At 57.1% G+C, this 22,107-nt stretch carries 21 protein-coding genes; 11 read left to right on the forward strand and 10 right to left on the reverse strand.

Annotation, left to right across the window (positions count from 1 at the left end; genetic code table 11):
* Positions 1–11: 11 nt before the first annotated feature.
* The 7 genes from ACU0FH_RS16705 to chvE all read right to left on the reverse strand — a co-directional run bounded on the left by ACU0FH_RS16705 (position 12) and on the right by chvE (position 9,140).
* Positions 12–1,535, reverse strand: coding sequence for an aldehyde dehydrogenase (NADP(+)) (locus ACU0FH_RS16705; RefSeq protein WP_446195783.1), 1,524 nt, complete (start codon positions 1,533–1,535; stop codon positions 12–14).
* Positions 1,525–2,514 carry a Gfo/Idh/MocA family protein gene (locus tag ACU0FH_RS16710; RefSeq protein ID WP_446195784.1) on the reverse strand — a complete coding sequence of 330 codons (990 nt, stop codon included), beginning with the start codon at positions 2,512–2,514 and terminating at the stop codon, positions 1,525–1,527. The genes ACU0FH_RS16705 and ACU0FH_RS16710 overlap by 11 nt, the downstream gene beginning before the upstream one ends.
* A complete protein-coding gene (gene araD / locus ACU0FH_RS16715) occupies positions 2,501–4,246 on the reverse strand; it encodes an L-arabinonate dehydratase (protein ID WP_446195786.1) in 1,746 nt (581 codons plus the stop codon). The genes ACU0FH_RS16710 and araD overlap by 14 nt, the downstream gene beginning before the upstream one ends.
* A gap of 8 nt (positions 4,247–4,254) precedes the next feature.
* Positions 4,255–5,247 (reverse strand): AraD1 family protein, encoded by a 993-nt coding sequence (araD1, locus tag ACU0FH_RS16720; RefSeq protein WP_446195787.1) that lies wholly within the window; start codon positions 5,245–5,247, stop codon positions 4,255–4,257.
* 4 nt (positions 5,248–5,251) lie between these two features.
* Positions 5,252–6,457, reverse strand: a complete 1,206-nt coding sequence (gene mmsB, locus ACU0FH_RS16725; protein WP_446195788.1) for a multiple monosaccharide ABC transporter permease — start codon at positions 6,455–6,457, stop codon at positions 5,252–5,254.
* Positions 6,454–7,986 carry a multiple monosaccharide ABC transporter ATP-binding protein gene (gene mmsA / locus ACU0FH_RS16730; RefSeq protein WP_446195789.1) on the reverse strand — a complete coding sequence of 511 codons (1,533 nt, stop codon included), beginning with the start codon at positions 7,984–7,986 and terminating at the stop codon, positions 6,454–6,456. The genes mmsB and mmsA overlap by 4 nt, the downstream gene beginning before the upstream one ends.
* 89 nt (positions 7,987–8,075) lie before the next feature.
* On the reverse strand, positions 8,076–9,140 hold the full coding sequence (chvE, locus tag ACU0FH_RS16735) for a multiple monosaccharide ABC transporter substrate-binding protein (RefSeq protein ID WP_446195790.1): 1,065 nt from the start codon (positions 9,138–9,140) through the stop codon (positions 8,076–8,078).
* Positions 9,141–9,312: 172 nt separating this feature from the next.
* On the opposite strand from chvE, the gene ACU0FH_RS16740 reads away from it, so the two are divergent.
* From ACU0FH_RS16740 to ACU0FH_RS16765, 6 genes are all read left to right on the forward strand, one after another.
* The gene (locus ACU0FH_RS16740) at positions 9,313–10,317 is read left to right on the forward strand and encodes a LysR family transcriptional regulator (protein ID WP_446195792.1); all 1,005 of its coding nucleotides are present in this window, start codon (positions 9,313–9,315) and stop codon (positions 10,315–10,317) included.
* Positions 10,318–11,086: 769 nt separating this feature from the next.
* On the forward strand, positions 11,087–12,373 hold the full coding sequence (locus ACU0FH_RS16745; RefSeq protein ID WP_446195793.1) for a tyrosine-type recombinase/integrase: 1,287 nt from the start codon (positions 11,087–11,089) through the stop codon (positions 12,371–12,373).
* A gap of 22 nt (positions 12,374–12,395) precedes the next feature.
* On the forward strand, positions 12,396–12,848 hold the full coding sequence (locus ACU0FH_RS16750) for a hypothetical protein (RefSeq protein WP_446195794.1): 453 nt from the start codon (positions 12,396–12,398) through the stop codon (positions 12,846–12,848).
* A 177-nt stretch (positions 12,849–13,025) separates the two neighbouring features.
* A complete protein-coding gene (locus ACU0FH_RS16755) occupies positions 13,026–13,259 on the forward strand; it encodes a helix-turn-helix transcriptional regulator (RefSeq protein WP_446195795.1) in 234 nt (77 codons plus the stop codon).
* 418 nt (positions 13,260–13,677) lie between these two features.
* Positions 13,678–13,842: a hypothetical protein gene (locus ACU0FH_RS16760; RefSeq protein WP_446195796.1), complete on the forward strand. Its 165-nt coding sequence runs from the start codon at positions 13,678–13,680 to the stop codon at positions 13,840–13,842.
* Positions 13,839–15,089: a VapE domain-containing protein gene (locus ACU0FH_RS16765; protein WP_446195797.1), complete on the forward strand. Its 1,251-nt coding sequence runs from the start codon at positions 13,839–13,841 to the stop codon at positions 15,087–15,089. The genes ACU0FH_RS16760 and ACU0FH_RS16765 overlap by 4 nt, the downstream gene beginning before the upstream one ends.
* Positions 15,090–15,413: 324 nt before the next feature.
* On the opposite strand, the gene ACU0FH_RS16770 is transcribed toward ACU0FH_RS16765, so the two are convergent.
* Positions 15,414–16,112 carry a hypothetical protein gene (locus ACU0FH_RS16770; RefSeq protein WP_446195798.1) on the reverse strand — a complete coding sequence of 233 codons (699 nt, stop codon included), beginning with the start codon at positions 16,110–16,112 and terminating at the stop codon, positions 15,414–15,416.
* Between the two features lie 513 nt (positions 16,113–16,625).
* Between ACU0FH_RS16770 and ACU0FH_RS16775 the strand changes: the two genes are divergently transcribed.
* From ACU0FH_RS16775 to ACU0FH_RS16790, 4 genes are read left to right on the forward strand one after another with little or no spacing between them, the layout of a single operon-like run.
* Positions 16,626–17,276, forward strand: coding sequence for a hypothetical protein (locus ACU0FH_RS16775; RefSeq protein WP_446195799.1), 651 nt, complete (start codon positions 16,626–16,628; stop codon positions 17,274–17,276).
* Positions 17,273–17,881 carry a hypothetical protein gene (locus ACU0FH_RS16780; RefSeq protein ID WP_446195800.1) on the forward strand — a complete coding sequence of 203 codons (609 nt, stop codon included), beginning with the start codon at positions 17,273–17,275 and terminating at the stop codon, positions 17,879–17,881. The genes ACU0FH_RS16775 and ACU0FH_RS16780 overlap by 4 nt, the downstream gene beginning before the upstream one ends.
* Positions 17,874–18,320, forward strand: a complete 447-nt coding sequence (locus tag ACU0FH_RS16785) for a hypothetical protein (protein WP_446195802.1) — start codon at positions 17,874–17,876, stop codon at positions 18,318–18,320. Before ACU0FH_RS16780 ends, ACU0FH_RS16785 begins: the two co-directional genes overlap by 8 nt.
* Complete coding sequence (locus ACU0FH_RS16790; RefSeq protein ID WP_446195803.1) at positions 18,317–19,063, forward strand: hypothetical protein; 747 nt, start codon at positions 18,317–18,319, stop codon at positions 19,061–19,063. Before ACU0FH_RS16785 ends, ACU0FH_RS16790 begins: the two co-directional genes overlap by 4 nt.
* A 65-nt stretch (positions 19,064–19,128) precedes the next feature.
* Here the strand turns inward: ACU0FH_RS16790 and ACU0FH_RS16795 are convergent, their stop codons facing one another.
* Complete coding sequence (locus ACU0FH_RS16795; protein WP_446195804.1) at positions 19,129–19,677, reverse strand: GNAT family N-acetyltransferase; 549 nt, start codon at positions 19,675–19,677, stop codon at positions 19,129–19,131.
* Between the two features lie 852 nt (positions 19,678–20,529).
* Here ACU0FH_RS16795 and ACU0FH_RS16800 point away from each other — a divergent pair.
* Positions 20,530–21,450 carry a hypothetical protein gene (locus tag ACU0FH_RS16800; RefSeq protein ID WP_446195805.1) on the forward strand — a complete coding sequence of 307 codons (921 nt, stop codon included), beginning with the start codon at positions 20,530–20,532 and terminating at the stop codon, positions 21,448–21,450.
* A gap of 381 nt (positions 21,451–21,831) precedes the next feature.
* Here the strand turns inward: ACU0FH_RS16800 and ACU0FH_RS16805 are convergent, their stop codons facing one another.
* Complete coding sequence (locus ACU0FH_RS16805) at positions 21,832–22,077, reverse strand: helix-turn-helix domain-containing protein (protein ID WP_446195806.1); 246 nt, start codon at positions 22,075–22,077, stop codon at positions 21,832–21,834.
* Positions 22,078–22,107 lie beyond the last annotated feature (30 nt).

Genomic DNA, 22,107 nt, shown 5'->3' on the forward strand with positions numbered 1-22,107 from the left:
CCGACGCGCGGTCAGCCGATCCGAAGATCGGAGGGCAAAAGCGCGTCGGGGATATTCTGAAACGACACCGGGCGCAGGAACCGGCGAATGCCAAGGCTGCCGACCGAGGTTGCTCCGAAATTCGTGGAGGCGGGAAACGGCCCGCCATGGACCATGGCATCAGCCACCTCGACTCCCGTTGGGAAGCCGTTGACCAATACACGGCCCGCCATACGTTCCAACACGGGCATCAGCCCGCGGGCGGCCTCGGTATCTCCGTCCTCCATCTGTAATGTGACAGTCAGCTGCCCTGTGAACGACTTTGCAATGTCCAGTATCTCTTCTGGCGATGTTGTCCGGATCAGCACGGCGGCGGGGCCGAACATCTCTTCCGCAAGGGTCGGGTTTGCCAGCCACTCAGCGCCAGTAACCTCGAACACCGCAGGTAGGCCGCAGCGGTCCGGCGCTTCGGTCGCCTCTGTCAGACGGTGTGCGGTCTTCGCGGTCTCCTGCACGGCGGCAGCATAACCCTTGGCGGTGCCGATTGTGAGCATAGGCTGCGGGCCAGCCTTGGCCAGTTCCTTGATCGCGGCATCGCGGAACGCGTCCCCTTCCGCGCCCTGAGGCAGGACGACGACACCGGGGTTGGTGCAGAACTGGCCAACGCCCATAGTCAGCGACCCGGCCCAGGCCGCGCCGGTTTCGGCGGCGCGGGTCTTGAGAGCTTCGGGCATCACGAAGACCGGGTTGATCGAGCCAAGCTCGCCGTAAAAGGGGATTGGCTCGGGCCGTGCCATGGCCAGATCGAACAGCGCCTTGCCGCCCCGGAAAGACCCGGTGAAGCCGATGGCGCGGATCAGGGGATGCTTGACCAACGCTTCGCCCGCCTCATTGGTGTTGGACTGAACAAACCCGAAAGTCCCCTTTGGCATACCGGTTTTTTCGATGGCGGCCGCGATGGCCTGGGCGACCATCTCACCGGTAGCGGGGTGACCGGGGTGTCCCTTGTAAACGACCGGACAACCGGCGGCCAAGGCCGCAGCGGTATCGCCCCCGGCGGTGGAGAAGGCCAGCGGGAAGTTCGAGGCGCCGAAGACTCCCACAGGGCCAAGCGGGCGCTGGATCATCCGCAGATCCGGCCGCGGCAGCGGCTTGCGGTCGGGCAGTGCGGGGTCATGGCGGATATCTAGGTACTCCCCCTTTCGGATATGGTCCGCGAACATGCGCAACTGACCGGTGGTGCGGCCCCGCTCTCCTTCCAGCCTCGCTTCGGGCAGGCCAGTTTCGGCAGAGCCGTAGGTGGTCAGCTCAGCACCGCGCGCTTCGATCTCGTCGGCGATGGCCTCAAGAAATGTCGCGCGCGTTTCGCGATCGATCCAGCCGTACGTCGCAAAAGCTTCTTCCGCCGCGACTACGGCGGCGTCGATGTCTTCTGCACCGCCGCAAAAAACAGAGACCGGATCGCCAGTCACGGGGTCAGAGGTGAAGGCCGTACCGCTATCGACCCATTCGCCAGCGATCAGGTGTTTTCCGGTGATGGGGGCGCTATCCAGCATGTGAGTCTTCCATAAGTGAAGGGTCAATGAACTCGGGCGCGTCGAAGCGCTTGGCAAGGGTGAAGGCGTCGGCCACCAGCACCATGGGGCGCAGGTCGACCTCGGAGGTTTTCGTGTCGAGCAACTCCGCGAAGCGGGCGTAGAGGCCATCGTATTCGCCATGAATAGCCGGGTTGTCCCAAGCCTCGCCGTGTTGCTTCTGGCCATCAATCTCCATAACCGCACCGCCCTGATTAAGGGCAAGGGTACCGCCATCCGTCTCGATGGTCTGTCGCCATAAGGGGTCGCCTTCCCAAAGGAAATCGACCTCGGCAGTGACAAGCGGACCGTTGGGGCCATCCATACGGATTTCGCCTGCCACCGGCGTCTCGCAATTGCTGGGAAAGCGCAAATCGGCCCTGGTGACGTGCACCTCGACCGGCAGGATTTCGGTGAGGATCGAAAAGGCGTTGATTGTCGGGTCGAAGATGCCCAATCCGCCAGCTTCCCATATCCATTTTTGACCAGGGTGCCAGACGCGCACATCTTCCTTCCAGTCGATCCTGACCGATTTAATGGTTTTGTCAGAAAGCCAGGCCCTTGCAAACGGAACTGAGGCTGCGTGCCGCGAATGCCAAGTGGCAAAGAGGGTCACGCCCTTGTCCTGCGCCAGCGTCTCGAGCGCATGAACCTCGGAGAGCGACGCGCCGGGCGGTTTCTCCAGCATCACATGTCGGTCAGCGTCCAGCGCGGCGCGCGCCCCGGCGTAGCGAACTTGGGGCGGGGTGCAAAAGCTGATGGCAGAGATATCCGGGCGTGCCGCGAGTAACGCCTCGACGGTTTTGTAGTTTTCGACACCTTGAATACCGCCGGTCCGGCTGACTGCAGCGACCAACTCGAACGCATCCGATGCGGCGAGTGCAGGGATATGCTGGTCCCGGGCGATCTTGCCGATGCCAACCAACGCGATTTTGATGGCCGTTCCGTTAGTGCGAGTCACGAGGCACCTCCCGTCCACGGCATCCCTTGAGAAAGTCGAAATCAGCCCCGGTATCGGCGCCTTCTACCGCGTCGTGATATAGCCGCGTGTAGCCGCCGTTGGCTGCGGGTCTGTCCGGCGGTGTCCAGGCGGCGAGCCGCGCCGCAATCTCTTCGTCAGATACATCCAGATGGATGCGGCGTCCCTCGACGTCGACTTCGATCATGTCACCGGTTTGCACGATAGCCAGCGCACCACCGGCGGCAGCTTCGGGTGCCGTGTGCAAGATAACGGTGCCATAAGCGGTGCCGGACATACGCGCATCCGAGATGCGGACCATGTCGGTGATACCCTTCTTCAGCACCTTGGGCGGAAGGCCCATATTGCCGACCTCGGACATGCCGGGATAACCCTTGGGACCACAGTTCTTCAGCACCATCACACAGGTCTCGTCTATATCAAGCGCCTCGTCATTGATCCGGGACTTGTAGTCGTCGATATCCTCGAACACGACCGCGCGGCCACGATGCTGCATCAATTCGGGCGTGGCGGCAGAAGGTTTCAGCACAGCGCCGAAACGCGCGAGATTGCCCTTGAGCACGGCGATGCCGCCGGAGCGGGTCAGAGCCTTGTCGACAGGCAGGATCACGTCCTCGTTCCAGTTCACGGCGTCCTTGACCTCTTGCCAAATTCCATCGCCGGAAACTGTCAGCGCATCCTTGTGCAGCATTCCGGCCTCGCCAAGCCGTTTCAGTACAACGGGCAGGCCGCCTGCGTAGAAGAACTCTTCCATCAGGTACTTGCCCGACGGCATCAGGTTCACGATGGTCGGCACGTCGCGGCCTAGCCGGTCCCAATCATCCAGCGTCAGATCGACGCCAACCCGGCCCGCGATGGCAAGCAGATGGATCACCGCATTGGTCGACCCACCGATGGCCCCGTTCACGCGGATCGCGTTCTCGAAAGCCTTTTTGGTCATGATGTCCGAAGGCTTCAGATCGTCCTTAACCATCTGCACGATGCGTCGTCCCGTGATATGCGCCATAACGCGACGTCGCGCATCGACGCCGGGAATGGCAGCATTGCCCGACAAGGCCATCCCGAGCGCTTCGGCCATCGAGGCCATGGTAGAGGCCGTTCCCATGGTGTTGCAGGTGCCGGATGACCGGCTCATGGCCTGTTCGGCCTCAAGGAAATCCTCTTGGCTGATCTTGCCTGCTTTGATATCCTCGGACATTTGCCAGAGCGCCGTTCCGGACCCGACCCGTTCGCCCCGAAACCAACCGTTCAACATCGGCCCGCCGCTGACGACGATCGAGGGAATATCTGTTGAGGCCGCGCCCATCATCAAAGATGGCGTGGTCTTGTCGCAACCAACCAAAAGGACAGCTCCATCGATCGGCTGCGCGCGCATCTGTTCCTCGACCGCCATCGCGGCAAGATTGCGGTACATCATTGCCGTGGGCCGGAAGGTATTTTCAGATGCCGAAAAAACGGGCACCTCGACCGGAAAGCCCCCAGCCTCCCAAATGCCAGCCTTTACCTTTTCAGCAAGCTCGCGCAGATGACCATTGCAGGGTGTCAGGTCGGACCAGGTGTTCAGGATGCCGATGACGGGACGGCCATCAAAAAGATCATGCGGGTAGCCTTGGTTCTTAAGCCAGCCACGGTGATAGATATTGTCCCGCGACTTGCCGCCGTACCATTCCTGCGATCTGAGTTTTCGGGGCCATTCGGCCGGTTTGAAAGGCATGACAGTCTCTAGAGCGAACGTATTTCGGTGCGCGGTTCGGGCTGGCCGAGCGGCGTGAAGGCAAGCGTATTGCGCAGCGGAAGGCCGAAAGGCGCGGCCTCAATTTCAAAGATGTCGCCATCGCGGGTCTGCACGCCATCGGCAAACGAAAGCGTCGCAGTTCCGAACATGTGGACATGAAGATCACCGGGCTGGCGGAACAGCTGATACTTAAAGTGGTGGTGTTCAAGGTTGGCGATGGAATGGCTCATATTCGCCTCACCCGACAGAAAGGGTTTTTCAAACATCAGCTCGCCGTCCCGATAAACGCGCGACACCCCCTCGATATGATGCGGCAGGTCTCCGATCAGCAACTCCGGCCCAAAGGCGGACGGACGCAGCTTGGAATGCGCGAGGTAGAGATAGTTGCGCCGCTCCATCACGTGATCCGAGAATTCGTTGGCCAGCGCCCAACCAAGCCGGACTGGCGTGCCGTCCGGCGCGATAAGATAGATGCCCGCGATTTCGGGCTCTTCCCCTCCGTCTTCGGCAAAGTCGGGCGACTTGAGTGGCGCACCCGGCATGGTAAGAACCGAGCCGTTCCCTTTATAGAACCATTCCGGCTGGACCCCCGCTGCGCCGTTGGCGGGCTTGCCGCCCTCCACGCCCATCCGAAACATCTTCATGCTATCGGTCTCGTCGCCAGTCGCTTTCTTGTGCATGTCCGCGCGGGTCGAGGCCGACCCCAGATGGGTCAGGCCGGTGCCGGTCAGGTGCAGATGCGCCGGGTCGGGATGAGTGACGGGCGGCAGCAGGCGGTGCTCTGCATACAACGCGTCGAGATCCACCGCCCCCCCCATTCCAAGCGTGGCAATGCGGTCACGCAAACCCTGCCCGTCTTCAACGCATTTCATGGCAAGCGCATAGAGAGAGAGGTCGGTCTTGACCTCGTAGGCCTCTGACCCGTCGCGGGCGACGATCTGCGGTTTTCCGTCCCCGCGGTCGATTTGAGAAAGCAGCATGTCGTTAGCCTTTCTGCTTGTTCAGGACGTCAAAGATCACGGCCGCGAGCAGGACGAGGCCCTTGATGACCTGTTGCCAGTCGATGCCGATGCCGAGGATGGACATACCGTTATTCATGACGCCCATGATAAACGCACCGATGACGGCCCCGACCACGGTGCCGACGCCACCCGACATTGAGGCGCCACCGATGAAAACCGCCGCGATCACGTCCAGCTCGAATGCGACGCCAGCCTTGGGGGTGGCGGTGTTCAGGCGGGCTGCAAAGACCAGACCCGCCAGCGCCGCCAGCATCCCCATGTTGGCAAAAGTCAAAAAGGTCAGCCGCTTTGAATTGATGCCCGACAGCGACGCCGCTTTTTCATTGCCACCGATCGCATAGATGCGACGGCCAAAGGTGGTGCGCGATGTCAGGAAGGAATAAACCGCGATCAAAAGCGCCATTACGATAAAGACATTAGGCAGGCCCCGGAAATCCGCCATCAGCCAGGACATATAGACCAGGGCGCAGAAGATAAGCGCGTTTCGACCTGCGAAAAAAGCGAAGGGTTCGCTCTCCGCCCCTGCCGCCAGCTGGCGGCCACGGGTGCGGATGGCAAGCCACAGCAACAGCACGGCCACGGCGATCCCGCTAAAGAGCGACAGCAGGTTCAGGTTCTCACCCCCGAAAATGTCGGGTACGAAGCCCGACGCAATCAGGCGGAATTCTGGCGGGAAGGGTCCGACGGATTGCCCTTCCAGCAGCCACAGCGTCAGACCTTTGAAGACCAGCATGCCCGCCAGCGTCACGATGAAGGACGGGATCCGGAAATAGGCGACCCAAAAGCCTTGCGCCGCCCCGATGGCGGCCCCCGCGATCAGACAAAGCACGGCGGCGATCAGCCAGGGCAACTCCCAATTCACAATCATTACCGCGGCCAGCGCCCCGATGAAACCGAGAACGGAACCGACAGAGAGGTCGATATGCCCGCAGACGATCACCAGCAGCATCCCCACGGCCATTATGACGATATAGGAATTCTGCAGGATAAGGTTCGTCAGGTTCACCGGTTTCAGCAGAATTCCCCCGGTGGCCACCTGAAAAAAAGCCATGATGAAAACCAGTGCAATCAGGATGCCGTACTCCCGCAGGTGTCCCTTCAGGAACTGCCAGCCGGATTTCGAAGGCTGATCCGCGTCGGCTGTGGAATGGACTGTGGTGTCGGTCATGCGGCTTCTTCCGACTTGACGATTTTTGACATGATCTTTTCCTGACTGGCCTCTACCGTGGGCATTTCATCCACAAATCGGCCTTCATTCATGACGTAGAGGCGATCCGTCACGCCCAGCAACTCGGGCAATTCCGACGAGATCACGATGATTGCCTTGCCCTGCGCCGCCAGCTCGCGGATCACGGTGTAGATTTCGAACTTGGCGCCGACGTCGATGCCTCGCGTTGGTTCGTCCAAGATGAGAATTTCGGGATCGGCGAAAAGCCACTTGGACAGAACTACCTTTTGCTGGTTGCCGCCCGAAAGATTCACAGTCGCCTGTTCGATGGAAGACGACTTGATGGCCAGCTTTTTGCGATAACGCGTAGCGACCTCTGCTTCTTGTTCGCGATCAACAATGCCGTTGCGCGAAATGGCGGGCAGATCGGCCAGAGACACATTGCGCCGGATCGTGTCGTCCAGCACCAGACCGTAGGTCTTTCGATCCTCGGTGGCATAGGCGAGACCAGCGTTGATCGCGTTCCGCACGGTAGAGAGGTTGGCGGACGCGCCGTTGATCGAGACGTCGCCGCTGATTTCGCGGCCATAGGACCGACCAAACAGGCTCATCGCCAGTTCCGTGCGCCCTGCCCCCATCAGGCCCGCGATGCCCAGCACTTCGCCCTTTCGGACGTGAAAGCTCACATTATTGACGACCCGACGTTCGGAATGCAGCGGATGGTGCACCGTCCAGTTGCGAACTTCCATCGCGATCTCGCCGGTTCTTGCGACGCCTTTTGGCGGATAGCGGTCCTCCAGCGCGCGGCCGACCATGTTGCGCACGATGTCGTTCTCGTCCACGCCGTCGGCGCAGTTCATCCGCGCCACGGTGGCCCCGTCGCGCAGAACGGTGATCGTATCGGCGACCTTCGACACTTCGTTCAGCTTGTGCGAAATGAGGATCGAGGTCAGACCCCTTTCGCGAAAATCGACGAGCAGTTGCAACAACTTGGCGCTGTCTGCCTCATTCAGTGACGAGGTCGGCTCGTCCAGGATCAACAGGCGTACATTCTTTGACAGTGCTTTTGCAATCTCGACCAGCTGCTGCTTGCCGAGGCCAAGGTCATCAAGGATCGTCTCGGGGTTCTCGGCCAGCCCAACGCGTGCCAGCAGTTCGGCCGCCCTGTCATGCGTCTCGCGCCAGTCAATGACGCCGCGGGTGGCGCGTTCGTTGCCGAGAAAGATGTTCTCGGCGACCGAGAGAAGCGGGATCAGGGCGAGCTCCTGATGAATGATGATGATGCCGATGTCTTCGCTGTCGCGAATCGAGCGAAAGGCGCGCGGCTTGCCGTCGTAGATAATCTCGCCGTCGAACGAGCCTTCCGGATAAACCCCCGAAAGAACCTTCATCAGCGTTGATTTCCCCGCGCCGTTTTCGCCGACCAAGGCGTGGATTTCGCCCTCCGCCACGGAAAGCGTCACGTCGTCGAGCGCTTTGACACCGGGGAATTCTTTGGTGATTCCGCGCATTTCAAGAATGACGCTCATCTGGGGCCTCGTGATCCTGGAAAGCAGCCGCCGGACGTGTCCGGCAGGTAAGTCGGACCGGTCAGTAAGAACCAGTCGGGGAGGAGATGTTACTCGATCTCGCTTTTTTCGTAATAACCGCTGTCCACCAGCCGCTCTTCCCAGTTATCCGCCGTTACCGGCAGCGGTTCGAGCAAGTAGGAGGGAACGACCTTCACGCCGTTGTCATAGGTCTCGGTATCGTTGATCTCAGGCTCACCGCCCTGCAACAGCGCATCGACCATGCCGACGGTGACACGTGCAAGTTCGCGGGTGTCCTTGAAGATCGTCGAATACTGATCGCCCCGCAGGATCGCCTTGACCGATGGCACTTCGGCATCCTGACCCGACACGATGGGCATCTTCATGTCGCCCGAGCCATACCCAACACCCTGAAGCGACGAGATGATTCCGATCGACAGACCGTCATAGGGCGACAGCACGCCGTGCACTTGGTTGTCGGTGTAATTTGCCGAAAGCAAATTATCCATCCGCGCCTGGGCGACTGATCCGTCCCAGCGCATTGTGCCGACGGTGTCCATACCCATTTGGCCGGATGGGATGACGATGTCGCCGGAGTCGATCATCGGCTGCAGCACCGACATGGCACCGTTATAGAAGAAATAGGCGTTGTTGTCGTCCGGACTGCCCCCGAAGAGTTCAACGTTCCAGGGCTTCTCATCGGGGAAGCGTTCCTCGAGACCCGCAACCAAGGTCTCGGCCTGCTGCACGCCGACCTTGAAGTTGTCGAAAGTGGCATAATAGCTGACATCGCCGCTGTCACGGATCAGACGATCGTAGGCCACGACCTGAATATCCGCAGCGGCGGCATTGGCCAGCGCGCTGGTCAAAGTGGTGCCGTCGATTGCTGCGATCACCAAGGCGTCGACGCCCTTGGTGATCATGTTCTCGATCTGCGCAAGCTGGTTGGGGATGTCGTCCTCGGCATATTGCAGGTCTGTCGTGTAACCTGCTTCCTCGAACTGCTTGACCATATTGTTGCCGTCGTCGATCCAGCGTGCGGACGACTTGGTAGGCATGGCGATGCCGACATACCCCTTATCCTGCGCAAAGGCAGGAGCGGCAATGACAAGCGCCAGCGCGGTCGCGCCCAGGGCGCGTCTAGTGAAAACCATCTAAATTCCTCCCGATTGTCCGTTCGCCGCTCCTCCGCGGTCTGGCGGACTTTTTTTTGCGCCTCGCGACTCATGGGACGTGAGGCATGTCGCGACAATGCGCGCGGCGCACTATAGCAATCAAATTCGAATTAAGATAAATGATATAGCACAAATGTAATAAAGGAAGATTATGTCTCGCGCCATTCCCGTGACAGCGCCCCCCGTCGTCCCTGTCCGTGACGAGTTGATCCGACGCGGCCTGCGCCTGCCCCAACTGCGTCTGTTGGTTGCGGTTAAGGAGACTGGGAAGGTATCGAGAGCAGCGGCGCAGGTCGCCATGACGCAGTCGGCCGCATCACGGCTGCTGGCGGATCTTGAAAAGACGGTGGATGCCCGCCTTTACGACCGGCACGCGCGCGGTGTGACCCTGACGGCCGCTGGCGAAACCCTCGCCCTGAAAGCGCGCGATTTGCTGAACGGCTTGGACGATGTGCAGCACCAGATCACCGCACTCAGCAAGGGCGAACGTGGCACCGTCCGGATCGGTAGCGTAACGGGACCGGCCGTCGAACTGGTTCTTCCCGTCATCCGTGAGTTGCGCGTCACCTACCCGGATATCGAGCTGTCGGTGCATGTCGACACGAGCGACAAGCTAGCCGATGCACTGACCGCCGGCGAATTGGATTTCTACATCGGCCGGGTACCTGAAGGTATGGATACGCGCACGATCATGCTAACCGAGGTTGGTCCCGAGCCGGTGTCGCTGGTCGCGCGGCTTGAGCACCCTTTGTCGCGCAAGACCGATTTGAAGGTGGCGGATTGTCTGTCCTATGACTGGGTCATGCAGCCTGAGAATGGGCTGCTGCGCCGGACAGCAGAGGCCTATCTGCTCAGCAACGGACTAAACCCGCCCGAACGGATTCTCAGCACCTCGTCCATGCTGCTGACCCTCGCCATCATCTGCGAGACCAACGCAATTGCACCGTTAGCAGGGGCCGCAGCGGACTTCTACGCCGGTGAACGCGCGTTCGGCGGTCGTATCCGACGGCTTAACACAGCGCCGGACCTTGCGGTGGTCCCCTTTTCGCTGATCCAATTGCGCTCGGTGGAGGCAACGCCTGCGGTAAAACGCGTGCTGCGCCTTATCCGGCAGAAGATCGCGGGAATGGCAAAAGTCCCGAGCGTCCCGGATTGACGCGCCGCCTGGTTGTTCGCAAGGCCATTCAAACAGGCGGGCAGTTTCTCAACCATTCGGACTGTCATCCCAAAGCGCTGTCAGGAGAAATCATGGTAAGCATCCACCGATTCCTCGAACAGCTGCATCCATGCTTGAAGCCAATGCGAGCTCACCTCAAATACCAGGACAACTCCCGAACTGGAGACGCTCGCAGCGTGATGTAATGCACCGCGTCCGGCTTGATTTCGTCGTTGCAGTTGCTTTCCCCATGTCGGCAACCTTACCCCAAAGTTTGCGAGTAAAGCGTCTAAAATTCTAGAGGCACCTCAATCCTAGAAGATGCGATCAGCCCTTCGGAAAAATTTTCGAATGTAACAGAGGCAGCGCTGCTAGCGCATGTGGAAGCCGGGCGAATTATTAACGCCCTGTAGCATTGAAATGGGCAATCAAAGTAGGTCCCGCGCTATGTGTGAACTTACTAATTCCACCCATCATATAAGAGTCAAATTGGAATGAGGTTGTTACCTAAAGAAGCAACTCAGCGACCCGAATATCGGTAAAATCAATGATTTGCTTGGTAGCGGAGGAGGGACTTGAACCCCCGACACGCGGATTATGATTCCGAAAGTCCATGTTTGCATGGCGTCGCATGGCATTGCCTGGAGCTTTCAAAAGATACTGATTTTAATTGATTTTATGATGTTTTTTTGCGCATGATGTCGCAAGATGCAAGATTGCAAAACACACCACCTTCGTTACCTTTTGTTACCTATGAGGAGCATCGGACATGCCAAAGCGTGCTCTTACCGCAGCAGCGGTCGAACGCCTTAAGCCACCGAAGTCAGGGCAGGAAGATCATTTCGATAGCGGCTATCCTGGTCTGGCTCTGAGGATCGGATACGGTGGAAGTCGATCTTGGTCATTCCACTATCGACTGTATGGGAAACAGCATCGGTTTCGCCTCGGAACTTATCCGGCAATGAGTCTAGCCGAAGCCAGAGCCGCGTGGCGCGAAGCTCGTTCAAAGGTGGAAGCAAATGAAGACCCGCGTGCTGCCAAACTGGCGGCAAAGCAAGCAGAGCCCGAGACGGTCCAGGCCATCGGTGAGCAGTATATCGAGAGATACTGCCGTCCGCGAAATCGGACTGCCGATGAGACGGCCCGCATGTTTGAGTTGCATGTCTATCCGGAAATTGGTCACAAGCCTCTGATCGCAGTGACGCGTCAGGACATACTGCGCGTCTTGGACAAAGCCGAGGAGCGCGGCGCGAAGGTCAGGGCTAACCGAATTCTCGCCAATCTAAAGCGCTTCCTCAACTGGTCTGTCGAGCGCGGTTACCTTGAGACGTCACCTGCGGCAGCCATCAAAGCTCCGGCGAAGGAAACCGCGCGTGACCGTATCCTCTCTGACGACGAAGTGACGGCCTTCCTGCGGGCCTGCGAAAAGCTAGGGGCACCTTTCGGACCTATATTTCACCTCTTGCTGCTAACTGGCCAGCGGCGCGAGGAGGTGACGGGTGCCACGTGGTCGGAGTTCGATCTGTCTGAGGGTACATGGTCGCTTGCAGCGGATAGGGTCAAGAACGCCCGTGCGCACATGCTGCCTCTCTCCCGGCAGGCGCACGAGGCCATTGCTGCGCTGCCTCGTACCGATGGAACGTCACTCCTATTTCCGGCTCGGTTTTCACGGTCTGGCTCAAGCACTCCCCGTCCAGTCTCTGGCTTTGGACGTGCGAAGGAGCGCATTGATGCACTGATGCTGGCAGAACTGAAGGCGATGGCGAAGGAACAAGGGGACGATCCCGATGAGGTCGAACTCCCTCCCTGGCGTCTGCACGACCTGCGTCGAACAGCTGCATCCGGTATGGCGCGACTTGGCGTCGGCATCCATGTGGTGGAAAAGGTTTTGAACCACGTCACGGGCTCAATCAGCGGCGTTGCGGCAGTCTACAATCGTCACAGCTATCAGGATGAAATGCGGTCAGCGCTACAGGCCTGGGCAAACTATGTGGACAACCTAACAAGTCACGGCTGCGACAACGTTATACCGATGGAGGTGGCCGAAAGTGTCTGAGAGTTCAAATCTGAGACTTTCAATGCAAAAGTGGGAGCGAATACTGCAGACGGTGAAGAAGGCCGAAGCAACGGCATCAAAAAACTCCAAAGGACGTGCAGACCTTTCTCATAAGGTTCTAGCCGAAATTTCGCACGCACTGAGTTTGGCACTGAACGGCCTGCCCGTAGATGCCTTTTCCGACAAACATGCGGAAGATGTTCGTCCACGCGAACTATACAAGGTCAACGCCCAGGATGAAGTTATCATACACGTGATTGCCGTAAGAGAAGGCTTAATTGAGGACCCTCAGCCGAACGTTACTTCCCGAGAATACTTCTTGTCACGCACAGGCAAGTCTTTAGACGCCGAGACCATTAGAAACTGGGTTCGCAATCACAAAAAGTTCCCGATTGAATTTGTGAATATTCAACTAGAAACAGCCAGAAACGTGCCGGACTACAGAACAATTATTGATCTAAGATCCAAAGTGTAACCTCACGCCGGACCTGAGAAACCAGATTCGGCGGCACAAACTTGGCACCTCCAATGGCTGAAGACCTGAATCTTGCCCCCAAAAAATTTTCCGCAAAATTTTTGAGATTTTTCTCTTAATTACAGCATCTTAACATGCCTCCATTCGCAGTATCCTGCGTTACTATGGAGACAAGGCATGAACATAAATCACTCGCCCACGCGGAGCGGAATTCGCGTACTTCGACGGAAGTTTGTGGCCGAACGCTGCAATGTGCACCTTGCGACAGTTATGCGCTGGGCGACCGGCACCAACTACAAACACCTCGGCTTCCCGAAACCAATTCAGATGGCAGATGGCAGCGTGGGCTTCTACGAACATGAAGTCGATGCTTGGCTCGCATCGCGCCCGCGCGTGGGCGAGGCGGTGTAACCATGAGCGAGCAGAAAAGAGAAAGCCCCGGAGCGCTGGCGGGCGCTACCGAGGCGGGGAATAGGAAAGCGGCAAACTTTCAAGACGAAATATCGCAAATTCAAACGCTTCGCGCAACCCACTATTGGGATCGTCACGCAAACTGCATTGCGCCGATACCCTCTATAGTGAGGGCGCTGGCATGAATGCGATTATTCGAAAAGCCATGCCAGACGCTTACAAGCGCGTGGCGCGGTCTGTGGGCTATTCGCTGCTACTGGCTAATGCCGAAGCTTGGCACGGTCTCACAATCGTTCTTAGCGCGCGACTGACAGAGGCAGAGAGGGCTTCCCTAGCATGGTCATCGCTTCGGGCTTTGCCTTCTGAACAAGTGGGAAACGTTGTGGGTGCTGTCTTGCCGTGTGAGGCCGGTGCGGGAATGCCGATAGCGCCGCTATTCAATCATATAGACGAGGCCGGTTTCTGGGCCATGTCGGCCCAGCCGGAGGAAATCGAGGCGTACTGTCTCGCCACGTTCAACGCCATGCCAGTGGCGCGGCAGCGCGCCTTTCTTGAATACGCACAAGGGAGGCAGGCTGCATGATGCGAGACTTTCACAGCATGGAAAAGCAACTCATCAAGCATCAAAAGAACTTTGGTCTGACTTTTCGCCATGAGGATCTCGAACTTGTCCGCGACGACAAGGACCGGCCAATTTGGAATATGGCAAATGCTATCAGCATTCTGACCAACCATGGCGATTGGCAAGGCGTCTTGGCATTTGATGAATTTACGCGGCAGCGGGTTCTTTTGCGGCCAGTGCCGGGCCAGCTTGGCGGCGATTACCCGCGACCGCTCGAAGATGACGACTATTCTGCGGCTCAAGCGTGGTTCAATCAGAATGGATTTCCACGGGCCAAGGGCGACATTGTTCACGCGGCTGTGCGAAAGGTCTGTCGAGAGAATGCATTTGATCCTCTCAAAGACTTTCTTTCTGGCTTGGTTTGGGACGGCACAGAACGTCTCGCTTCTTGGTTGACTGTATACTGCGGGGTGAAAGCCAGCGCCTACACATCCGAGGTCGGATTGCGTTGGTGCATTTCGGCTGTGGCGCGAGGAATGCAGCCGGGGTGCAAAGCAGATCACATGCTTGTTTTCGAAGGCAAGCAAGGACGGAGAAAATCGACTGCCTTGGCGGCTCTGGCAAGCGAAGTCTGGTTTTCAGATTCATTGCCTCAGATGGGCACGAAGGATGCCAGCAGCTACCTGCGTGGCAAGTGGGTTATCGAAGTGGGCGAATTGGAAGCAATGCGCAAAGATGTTGATGCAATCAAGGCTTTCATCACGCGGCAAGTAGAAACGTTCCGACCGGCATATGGGCGCGAAGAGGTATCGGAACCTCGACGCTGTATCTTCGCTGGAACCACCAACAAAGACGACTGGCAGCGCGACGAAACTGGCGGGCGACGCTTTTGGCCCGTTAAGGTCGGTGAAATCGACGTTGAGGGGCTTGCACGTGACCGCGAGCAAATATGGGCTGAAGCTGTTTCTTTGTACCTCGACGGGGAGCGTTGGTGGCTTGAAGGCGACGCAGAAGCACAGGCGCAGGAAGAAGTCGCCAACAGGCTGGCTGATGACCCGTGGCGAGCCGACATTGTGCGCGCATTGGATGGCAAGCGTGAAATTACTACCAAGCAAATCTTGGCAGAAATGGGCGTATTACCACACGACATGACACCACAGCTCAGTAAGCGGGTGGCCAAAGAATTGGTTGCTTTGGGGTGGGAACGATCCGGCAAAATAACCACCGGGGATGCGAAGGGGGCCGCACGTTTTGTGCCGGGTACTTAGCAGTGAGGCAAGTGAGGCAACAACCGGTAATTGGTGAGGCAGTGAGGGAAGTGAGGGAAAATCTTACACAACTCAAGATTCAACCTAAGTGTCTGATATATATACATATAGGGGCCATATGGCCTGTAAATGTAAATGTTATGGAAAATGCCTCACTGCCTCACCAAGGAGCTCAAGGACTAACGACCGCTGGCCGGGGGGGGGTAGTGATGCAGCGTCACCTTAGCGGCGAGGTGTAATGCGTTGGACCGAAACGGTCCTTAGCTCAGTATTCCGCGCTTATCTGCAATGACCCCTTTATACGAAAGTGTATCTGGCGCGTGGTCAGGGGCAAGGCGGTAGAGCGGGACGAATAGTGCCCTTGAAATCATTGCCTCTCCAAAGCCCCTCCACTCTCATTCGATCACTAGATATTTGAGCATTCAAAACATCAGCTCCCCCCGGCGGTCCCGTTAGTTGCCTTGTGAAACTGAAATCACTGCCGGCAACCCTACCAGTTATTGTATCGTTGTTCGGATATCCCGCAAACGGTGGCGGATCAAATGAGACTATTCCGGTTAGCCTGCAATTATTATCGATATCCATGTCGCCGCTGACTCTCCAATACTCACTTAGCACACCGCTTATCGAATACTTGACGGGCACTGGGGTGTCGTCGAAATCGATAGATGCGTCGGGAAGCTTGTTATCTTCACCGTGTTGTTTGTTGGAGGTACCAGATCTTTCGGATGCCGCTTCTTCTGTGGCGGCCGGGGAAGCAGCCGGCTCAGCGCCTAGTTCATTTTCTTCGCCCTGGTCGGTGCCACCTCGTAGAAATACCACTAGCAATGACACTGCAAACACGGCAACGGCGACAGCCACCCCTTTCACATGCAGAGGACTATGTTTTCCGGGATCAGCAAGGTTCCTTGCCACGGAGATAAGATAAACAAGGCAGAGTGCTGCTATTAGAGAAAAAACGCCGTTCATCACGTCGGCAAAGAATGCATCGAACCAGGCACGGAGGTCGGCAGGATCAGACATAAGAACCTTTGTTTTTGTGTCATATTACTTCAAGGGGACCAGTGCCGCCAATAAGTATCATCTTGGGTCATAAACTTACTGCCATATCTCGGTCGCCAAAAACGGTCGTTTTTGTCCTAGGTGGTCCGACCACCAAAGCCGTTGAATGATCTTTTACCCCCTTGGCAAAACTGCCATTGATTTTGTCATGTTTTTGGCCGCGCCGCAAAGTGTAGACACTCTCGCGCCTTCCAGTATCTGTCAAAGTGAGTTCGAAGCCGACCTTCGCCGCGCTTGCTCAACAGTTCCCGTGTAAAGGACATTCTTGACCAAGACGGTATGCGGACACCCCCTAAAATTTCTGACTTAGCAATCCTCCCCCCTCCATTTTGCGCTCCCCTGAAGCACCATGCGACGGCATGACACTCGGATAAGTAATCCCGCTGTCTAGCGTTAGAATATATTGATAAATATAGATAAATTTTGTAATCTTGAATTGATCTTTGAGGATTTGGAAACGTATAGGTAGCAACCATGACAGATCAGGCCGAAAAACGAGGCCCCGGTCGTCCTCCCGGTCTCCCGAAGACAGGCGGACGCAAACCCGGCAGTTCAAACAAGCTCCCTACTGAGCTACGCCAGTTCATCAATCAGCGCGGTCGTCCTCTGGAATTCCTTGCGGCGATTGCGGATGGCCGCAAAGTCAGCGCTGCCGACCCCGGGAATCCCGGCAAGAAGATACGGGTATATCCATCTTTGAGAGAGCGCGCCGCAGCCGCTGAAACGCTTCTGAGCAAGCTGCTTCCGGACCTGCGGGCTACAGAACTCACCGGAAAAGACGGCGGTCCCTTGGAGGTGGAACGTAAGCGGGCAGGTCTGGCAGACGATGACCTTGAGACAGCACGCCAGCTCGCATTCATTCTGGCGAAAGCCGATCACAAGATCCGTTCCCGAGAGCAAGCGTCGATGGCGATCCCAAAGCCTGCTGAAGAGGCCGCGAAAGAACCGGAACTGCAACCCGGCGACAGCGAGCAGATCGGGCAATGCACCATTACCTTGGTCGAGCGCATCGGAGGGCGTGAGCGTTGGTCAATCCGCAACCGTGATGGGGAATTGGTTGGGTCGGCATTCGGACAATTCGAGGCCACCAACAAGGCACGTGCCTTAAACGAGGTTGAACAATGACAGACTCAGCCAATACGACGGCGCTTACACCCTCAGAGCGGCTGGCGCAGCGCAAGGCGGAGGTCAGTGACGTTATCGAGCGTCAGCATCTAGCGCGAGCTGCGGCAACGCTGGATGAGACCGTTTTCGATCCCTCCCTTCTCCGCTCCGCTGAAAACGAGATGGAAGGCATAGTTGATGCCGAGCAGGAAGTGGTGCGCCGCGAGCGAGCGGAGGTCGCAGAGAAGGCTCAGAGGGCCCGCAATGCAGATGCCAAGCGAGCACTGAAGCTCCTGAAGGACTGGTCAGCCTCTATCAACGAAATGGAGTTGTCGAGCCGCGCCGCCGTGGATGCGTCCGTAAAGGCGGAGGCCCTCCGTAAGGAACTGGCGGACCTTCTCCACAACCTAGTGGATAGCGTACCTACCCTCCTGTTTCAGAAGGAGCAGGAGACCCGGCGTAGCCGCTCTCTGTCCGCCCTGCTCAGCAAGTCCGTTCAAGACGGCGTTTATGGCGAGCTGAGGCTGCGGCCCGGCGCTGTACTCGCTGAAGACCCATGGTCCGACGCTGAGAAGGCTCTGGGCGCAACCCTCGAACCCCAACTTAAAGGCATTATCAATGGCTGATATCAAAGTAGATCCGCAGCACGTCCATCTCGACGTTCCCGGACATCAAACCCGCTCCTGGCTAGTCTGGCTCCCGGCAGGAGCTGTAACCGACGATCTGAAAGACCCGGCTATCTGGTCCAAGATCCAGAACGACCGGCAAAAGGTCCTGCGTCGCCACGATAAGCTTTACATCGTCGGCCACGATGAGGAGTTCGCGGTCGAGGCTCGTGTGATTGATGCAACGCGCGATGCGGCAGTTCTCGCGTTGCAGAAAATCGTCTCCACCAAGTCGCGTCTTGCACCTTACTTTGCCGATGACACATACGCGGTGAAGTGGACTCCGCAAGGTTTCTACGTTCAGCGCAAGCAAGACGGGATGCAGATGGGGTCCTTCTTCGGCTCGGAAGACCTCGCGATCCGCCATCTTCGCAACCAGTATCCGCAGACCGTTTCATGACTGACGAGATCGCTGCCGAGATCGCGCAGATTAACGATGTCATGCGCACAGACCGGGGCCGCTACGATGCGGACCCGGCGATGCAGTCGCGCCTCACAGATCTGTATCAGGCCCAACAGACAGCTTCTTCGCCGCCGAGGGCAAGGCAAAATGAGAAGGCTCAGATTGAGCAAATCATGCGGACAGACCGAAAGCGTTATGATCGCGACCAAGAGATGCAAGCGCGGTATCTCTCGCTACTGACATCGCAAGACCCGGCAGGGCTTCAGACTCACAGCGGCGACAGCTATTCAGTCGACCTAATCCCGATGCCGACGCTCAGCGACTGGACGAAGCAGGGCAACCCAGCGGCAGACTACACCAACCACGCTAAGGCAATCCGGGAAACGAATGACATCATAACTGGAATGGATGAAGCCGACAGGGCAGAGTTCGACAGGTCTTTCTCTCTTCTGCCCCGCCCAGTTCAATCTGCGGCTCTCAGCGCCCTACTCGACACGCGCACAGCGCCCGTTTGGCCGCTCGCTGAAACGGCAATGTCAGAACTAGGTCAGGTGCCCGCCTACGCCGCCCTCATCAGTGAGTGGGGCCATGAGGCCCCCAGAAAGCTAGCGGTCGCTCAGGAGCGGCTGTTGCGCGTGGTGGACCGGCTCAGCGATGGTGACACACATGCTGTCTTCGAGTGGCTGAACGGACTGCCGAAGTCGGCAGTGGTCTCGCTGACGCGGAAGCTGGCGCGGTAGTTTACAGCATTGCCTTTAGATGCAATGCATTCGTGTGTGCGGGGAGCAATTCTGCCGCCACTGATCTAGCCACCCGAGCCTTCGGCCCGTCGCGCAATTTCTTCCATTACTTCAATCACTCGTTGCCTTTCCAGCACCAAAAGAGGGTGAGCTTCCGATGTCACCTGAGTGAAGCCCCACTTGTCGCGAAAGAAATTATGAGCGTCGCTGTCTGCTGCATTTAGAGACAGGTAATCGATTCGACCAAATCTCCGCATGAACTGGTCCGCTGCATCTAGGAGGTCAACCATCAACCAGCTTGAGTAGCCCTTCTTTTTCTCTTCATTCCGAACCGCCAGATGGTCGATGTACAAGAAGGCACGGTCCCCGGTATAGATCGTACGCTCCCCGACCGGCATCTCACCATTTTGAGGAATTTTAATTGAAAGCGAATAGTAGCCGAGAGCACTCGCAGAAGGTGCATCGAGATCGTAGAGACACCTAACCCGATAGTCCGGGGTTTCCCTAGTGTGTGACCGAAAGGCTTTCTTCGCAAATTTCTCGAGTTCAGAAACACCACACTTGAACCCGTACAAACAGGTTTTCGATCGTATATCTTCTATCTGTAGATCCATTCCGCCCGCATGCGATAGTACCAACTATCTATCACCACACGCGAACGGGAAACTCAAGACGCCTTTCGACGAAGCGCTTTGTACACGACGGCGGCCTCCGAAACCGACCGCTCGTTGAGAACAGGCGGAGGGCTAGCCTTGCCTCTGTTCTTCCGCCGTCCGGCTCGGAGTTTCCGATCTTTGGCCACAGCTTCAGCTAGAGCGGAATCAGTTAGCAGATCGGTGAAGATCCGCTTGCCTGTCACCCTTGACAACAAGTCATCTGCGAAAGCACGCATTTTCAAGCCACTAGGCTTTCCGACCACGGCCACGGGTTTTTCCTTTCGCTCCACACCATCCACTCCCTACCTTGGAAGTCAACTCCATCATTGACATACTCGTACGCACAAGAAAAGTAACAATTCGTTACCAATACGGCGAGCTCTGGACCAAACTCAGGAATCTTACCTATGGTTCCAAACTTCCAGTTCCACCGAAACGAGACGACTTGCCTCACTATGCAGTAACAGAAAGCAAAACTCCAAAGGATCGTCACGCGAAGCAAAAGGGGTTTTAGGAAGCACGCGAAGCATGAAGTTTTCTGTAAAACACAAGGAAGGTCGAAGGATTTTCCGAGAGATACCGCTAAGACGGCAGAGTAACAGCGAGATCACCCCACTGAAAAGAGCAGAGTGCTGAATGACTCGTGCATTTTGCGCACGACGCAACTCAAACGGCAATGAGAGGGTTGGTCGAACGCATTTGCATATTAGCGCGGCGCTGGACCACGGTGGCATTGATGCGACATTTGTGTCAGCCTGACGCAAAACGAAAGGGTGAGATTTGGCGGTCGTCATTCCAGGCCTGAGTCCTATGTATCGTGAGCTCTCTGATGAAGAACGAAGGGATCAGGACATTGAAGACGCCCTTTATTTTGGGGTTTCTTGGGATCACTATTATCAGGTCTGGAAAAACGATCATGGCGCGCTGACGCGCGCTGGAGTGCCGAGGTCTGCTCCCGTCCATGTACCTAAGGGCGCCACAGTTGCGGAAACAATCAGGACCGCAACCAGTTCTAGCGCAGTGTTGCACCGGATGACGTTTTTACCTGGGCAGTACTTCCCCAGGATTGCACGACCAAATGACCAACACCCGCTCGGTTTGCCTTCCGAACCAAACTTCGCTCCTCGCAACGCTCGTGACGTATTTACTTCGGCACGGCATTTTTCGTCCCTAATGCGAACTCTGGAAGAAATTCTAGAAACGGTGGAGCCGACAGTTCAAAACTTCGACACGCACGGGAATCGCATCCGAAACCTGCTCATCCTCACGTGTACCGAGTGTGAAAATCAGATGCGCGGAATACTCCGTGCCAACGGAATCGACAAACCTCGCTACAAAACCTCTGACTTTGCTCGCCTTCTTGAGGTGATGCGGTTAGCCGAATACTCAGTGATTTTCACAGAGATGCCGTGGCTTGGTGAGTTTTCACCATTCGCAGATTGGAGTGCCGACGCGCCCACTCAGTCTCTAACCTGGTATGATGACTACAACGCAGCAAAGCATGACCGCACCAATAATATTCACAGAGCTCGCTTGGAGGCGGTCTTCAATGCGCTGGCGGGCCTATGGGTTCTGATGACGGCGCAGCACGGCGCAAATGCGTGGCGAACGAACTCCGGGAGCGAGCGCACATTCACGTGCACATTTTGCCCGCGCTGGCGCTACTCTGATGTGTACGTGATGCTATACGCTGGCACCGCTCAGGAAGCCGAAGCCATTAATGCGTTTTAAGAGGGAAATGTGCGATACCGACCGCAGATGGGAGCCAAGCGAAATGAAGTCGCAATCAAGGGTTGCTCAACGAGCGTAAGATGGAGTCCACCTCTCGGGCAGGGTCAGTCTCGCAGTACGCTGCAAAACGTCCGAGCGCGCGCCCGAATGCCTTCCGTTCCTCTTCCATTTTGAACGTGCTTATGGCGGCGCCAAGCAGGATAAAATAGGCCGCAGCGTGCTCGTCCTCATTGTAGACCGGATTCCTCTCACCCTTAGGGTATTCGATTGCTAATTCAAGAACGTCTGCGCAGTCGATGCGATAGAGTACATTCGTTCGCGCATCTTGAGCCGTGGCTGCGCTACAGATCACAAGAGCGCCAACAAATGCAGCCTTAATTATCATTTTACCAACCTCACTCCGGCCCCGCCGCCGTTCTCTGGAATGAAAAGCACGCCTGCCTCCTCAAGAGCGGTACGGATAGCATGGACTGTGTCAGTGCGCCCGCCAAGCAATCCCTTACCTGCCTCCAGCCTCTTGATCGTTGGAACTGAAACGCCAGATGCCTCGGCAAGGTCGTTCTGAGACCAACGCAGCAAAGCGCGAGCAGCCTTCACTTGCTCTATTGATACTTTTGGTATTGACACGCGAAGCCCCAATGTGTTGATACTTTTGGT

This window comes from Heliomarina sp. (assembly GCF_052826185.1).

Excerpts from the sequence above, each read along its gene's own strand:
- ACU0FH_RS16705 (WP_446195783.1), bottom strand. The coding sequence starts at position 1,535 with ATGCTGGATAGCGCCCCCATCACCGGAAAACACCTGATCGCTGGCGAA.
- araD (WP_446195786.1), bottom strand. The coding sequence starts at position 4,246 with ATGCCTTTCAAACCGGCCGAATGGCCCCGAAAACTCAGATCGCAGGAA.
- araD1 (WP_446195787.1), bottom strand. The coding sequence starts at position 5,247 with ATGCTGCTTTCTCAAATCGACCGCGGGGACGGAAAACCGCAGATCGTC.
- mmsB (WP_446195788.1), bottom strand. The coding sequence starts at position 6,457 with ATGACCGACACCACAGTCCATTCCACAGCCGACGCGGATCAGCCTTCG.
- mmsA (WP_446195789.1), bottom strand. The coding sequence starts at position 7,986 with ATGAGCGTCATTCTTGAAATGCGCGGAATCACCAAAGAATTCCCCGGT.
- chvE (WP_446195790.1), bottom strand. The coding sequence starts at position 9,140 with ATGGTTTTCACTAGACGCGCCCTGGGCGCGACCGCGCTGGCGCTTGTC.
- ACU0FH_RS16740 (WP_446195792.1), top strand. The coding sequence starts at position 9,313 with ATGTCTCGCGCCATTCCCGTGACAGCGCCCCCCGTCGTCCCTGTCCGT.
- ACU0FH_RS16745 (WP_446195793.1), top strand. The coding sequence starts at position 11,087 with ATGCCAAAGCGTGCTCTTACCGCAGCAGCGGTCGAACGCCTTAAGCCA.
- ACU0FH_RS16750 (WP_446195794.1), top strand. The coding sequence starts at position 12,396 with ATGCAAAAGTGGGAGCGAATACTGCAGACGGTGAAGAAGGCCGAAGCA.
- ACU0FH_RS16755 (WP_446195795.1), top strand. The coding sequence starts at position 13,026 with ATGAACATAAATCACTCGCCCACGCGGAGCGGAATTCGCGTACTTCGA.
- ACU0FH_RS16760 (WP_446195796.1), top strand. The coding sequence starts at position 13,678 with ATGCCGATAGCGCCGCTATTCAATCATATAGACGAGGCCGGTTTCTGG.
- ACU0FH_RS16765 (WP_446195797.1), top strand. The coding sequence starts at position 13,839 with ATGATGCGAGACTTTCACAGCATGGAAAAGCAACTCATCAAGCATCAA.
- ACU0FH_RS16770 (WP_446195798.1), bottom strand. The coding sequence starts at position 16,112 with ATGTCTGATCCTGCCGACCTCCGTGCCTGGTTCGATGCATTCTTTGCC.
- ACU0FH_RS16775 (WP_446195799.1), top strand. The coding sequence starts at position 16,626 with ATGACAGATCAGGCCGAAAAACGAGGCCCCGGTCGTCCTCCCGGTCTC.
- ACU0FH_RS16780 (WP_446195800.1), top strand. The coding sequence starts at position 17,273 with ATGACAGACTCAGCCAATACGACGGCGCTTACACCCTCAGAGCGGCTG.
- ACU0FH_RS16785 (WP_446195802.1), top strand. The coding sequence starts at position 17,874 with ATGGCTGATATCAAAGTAGATCCGCAGCACGTCCATCTCGACGTTCCC.
- ACU0FH_RS16790 (WP_446195803.1), top strand. The coding sequence starts at position 18,317 with ATGACTGACGAGATCGCTGCCGAGATCGCGCAGATTAACGATGTCATG.
- ACU0FH_RS16795 (WP_446195804.1), bottom strand. The coding sequence starts at position 19,677 with ATGGATCTACAGATAGAAGATATACGATCGAAAACCTGTTTGTACGGG.
- ACU0FH_RS16800 (WP_446195805.1), top strand. The coding sequence starts at position 20,530 with ATGTATCGTGAGCTCTCTGATGAAGAACGAAGGGATCAGGACATTGAA.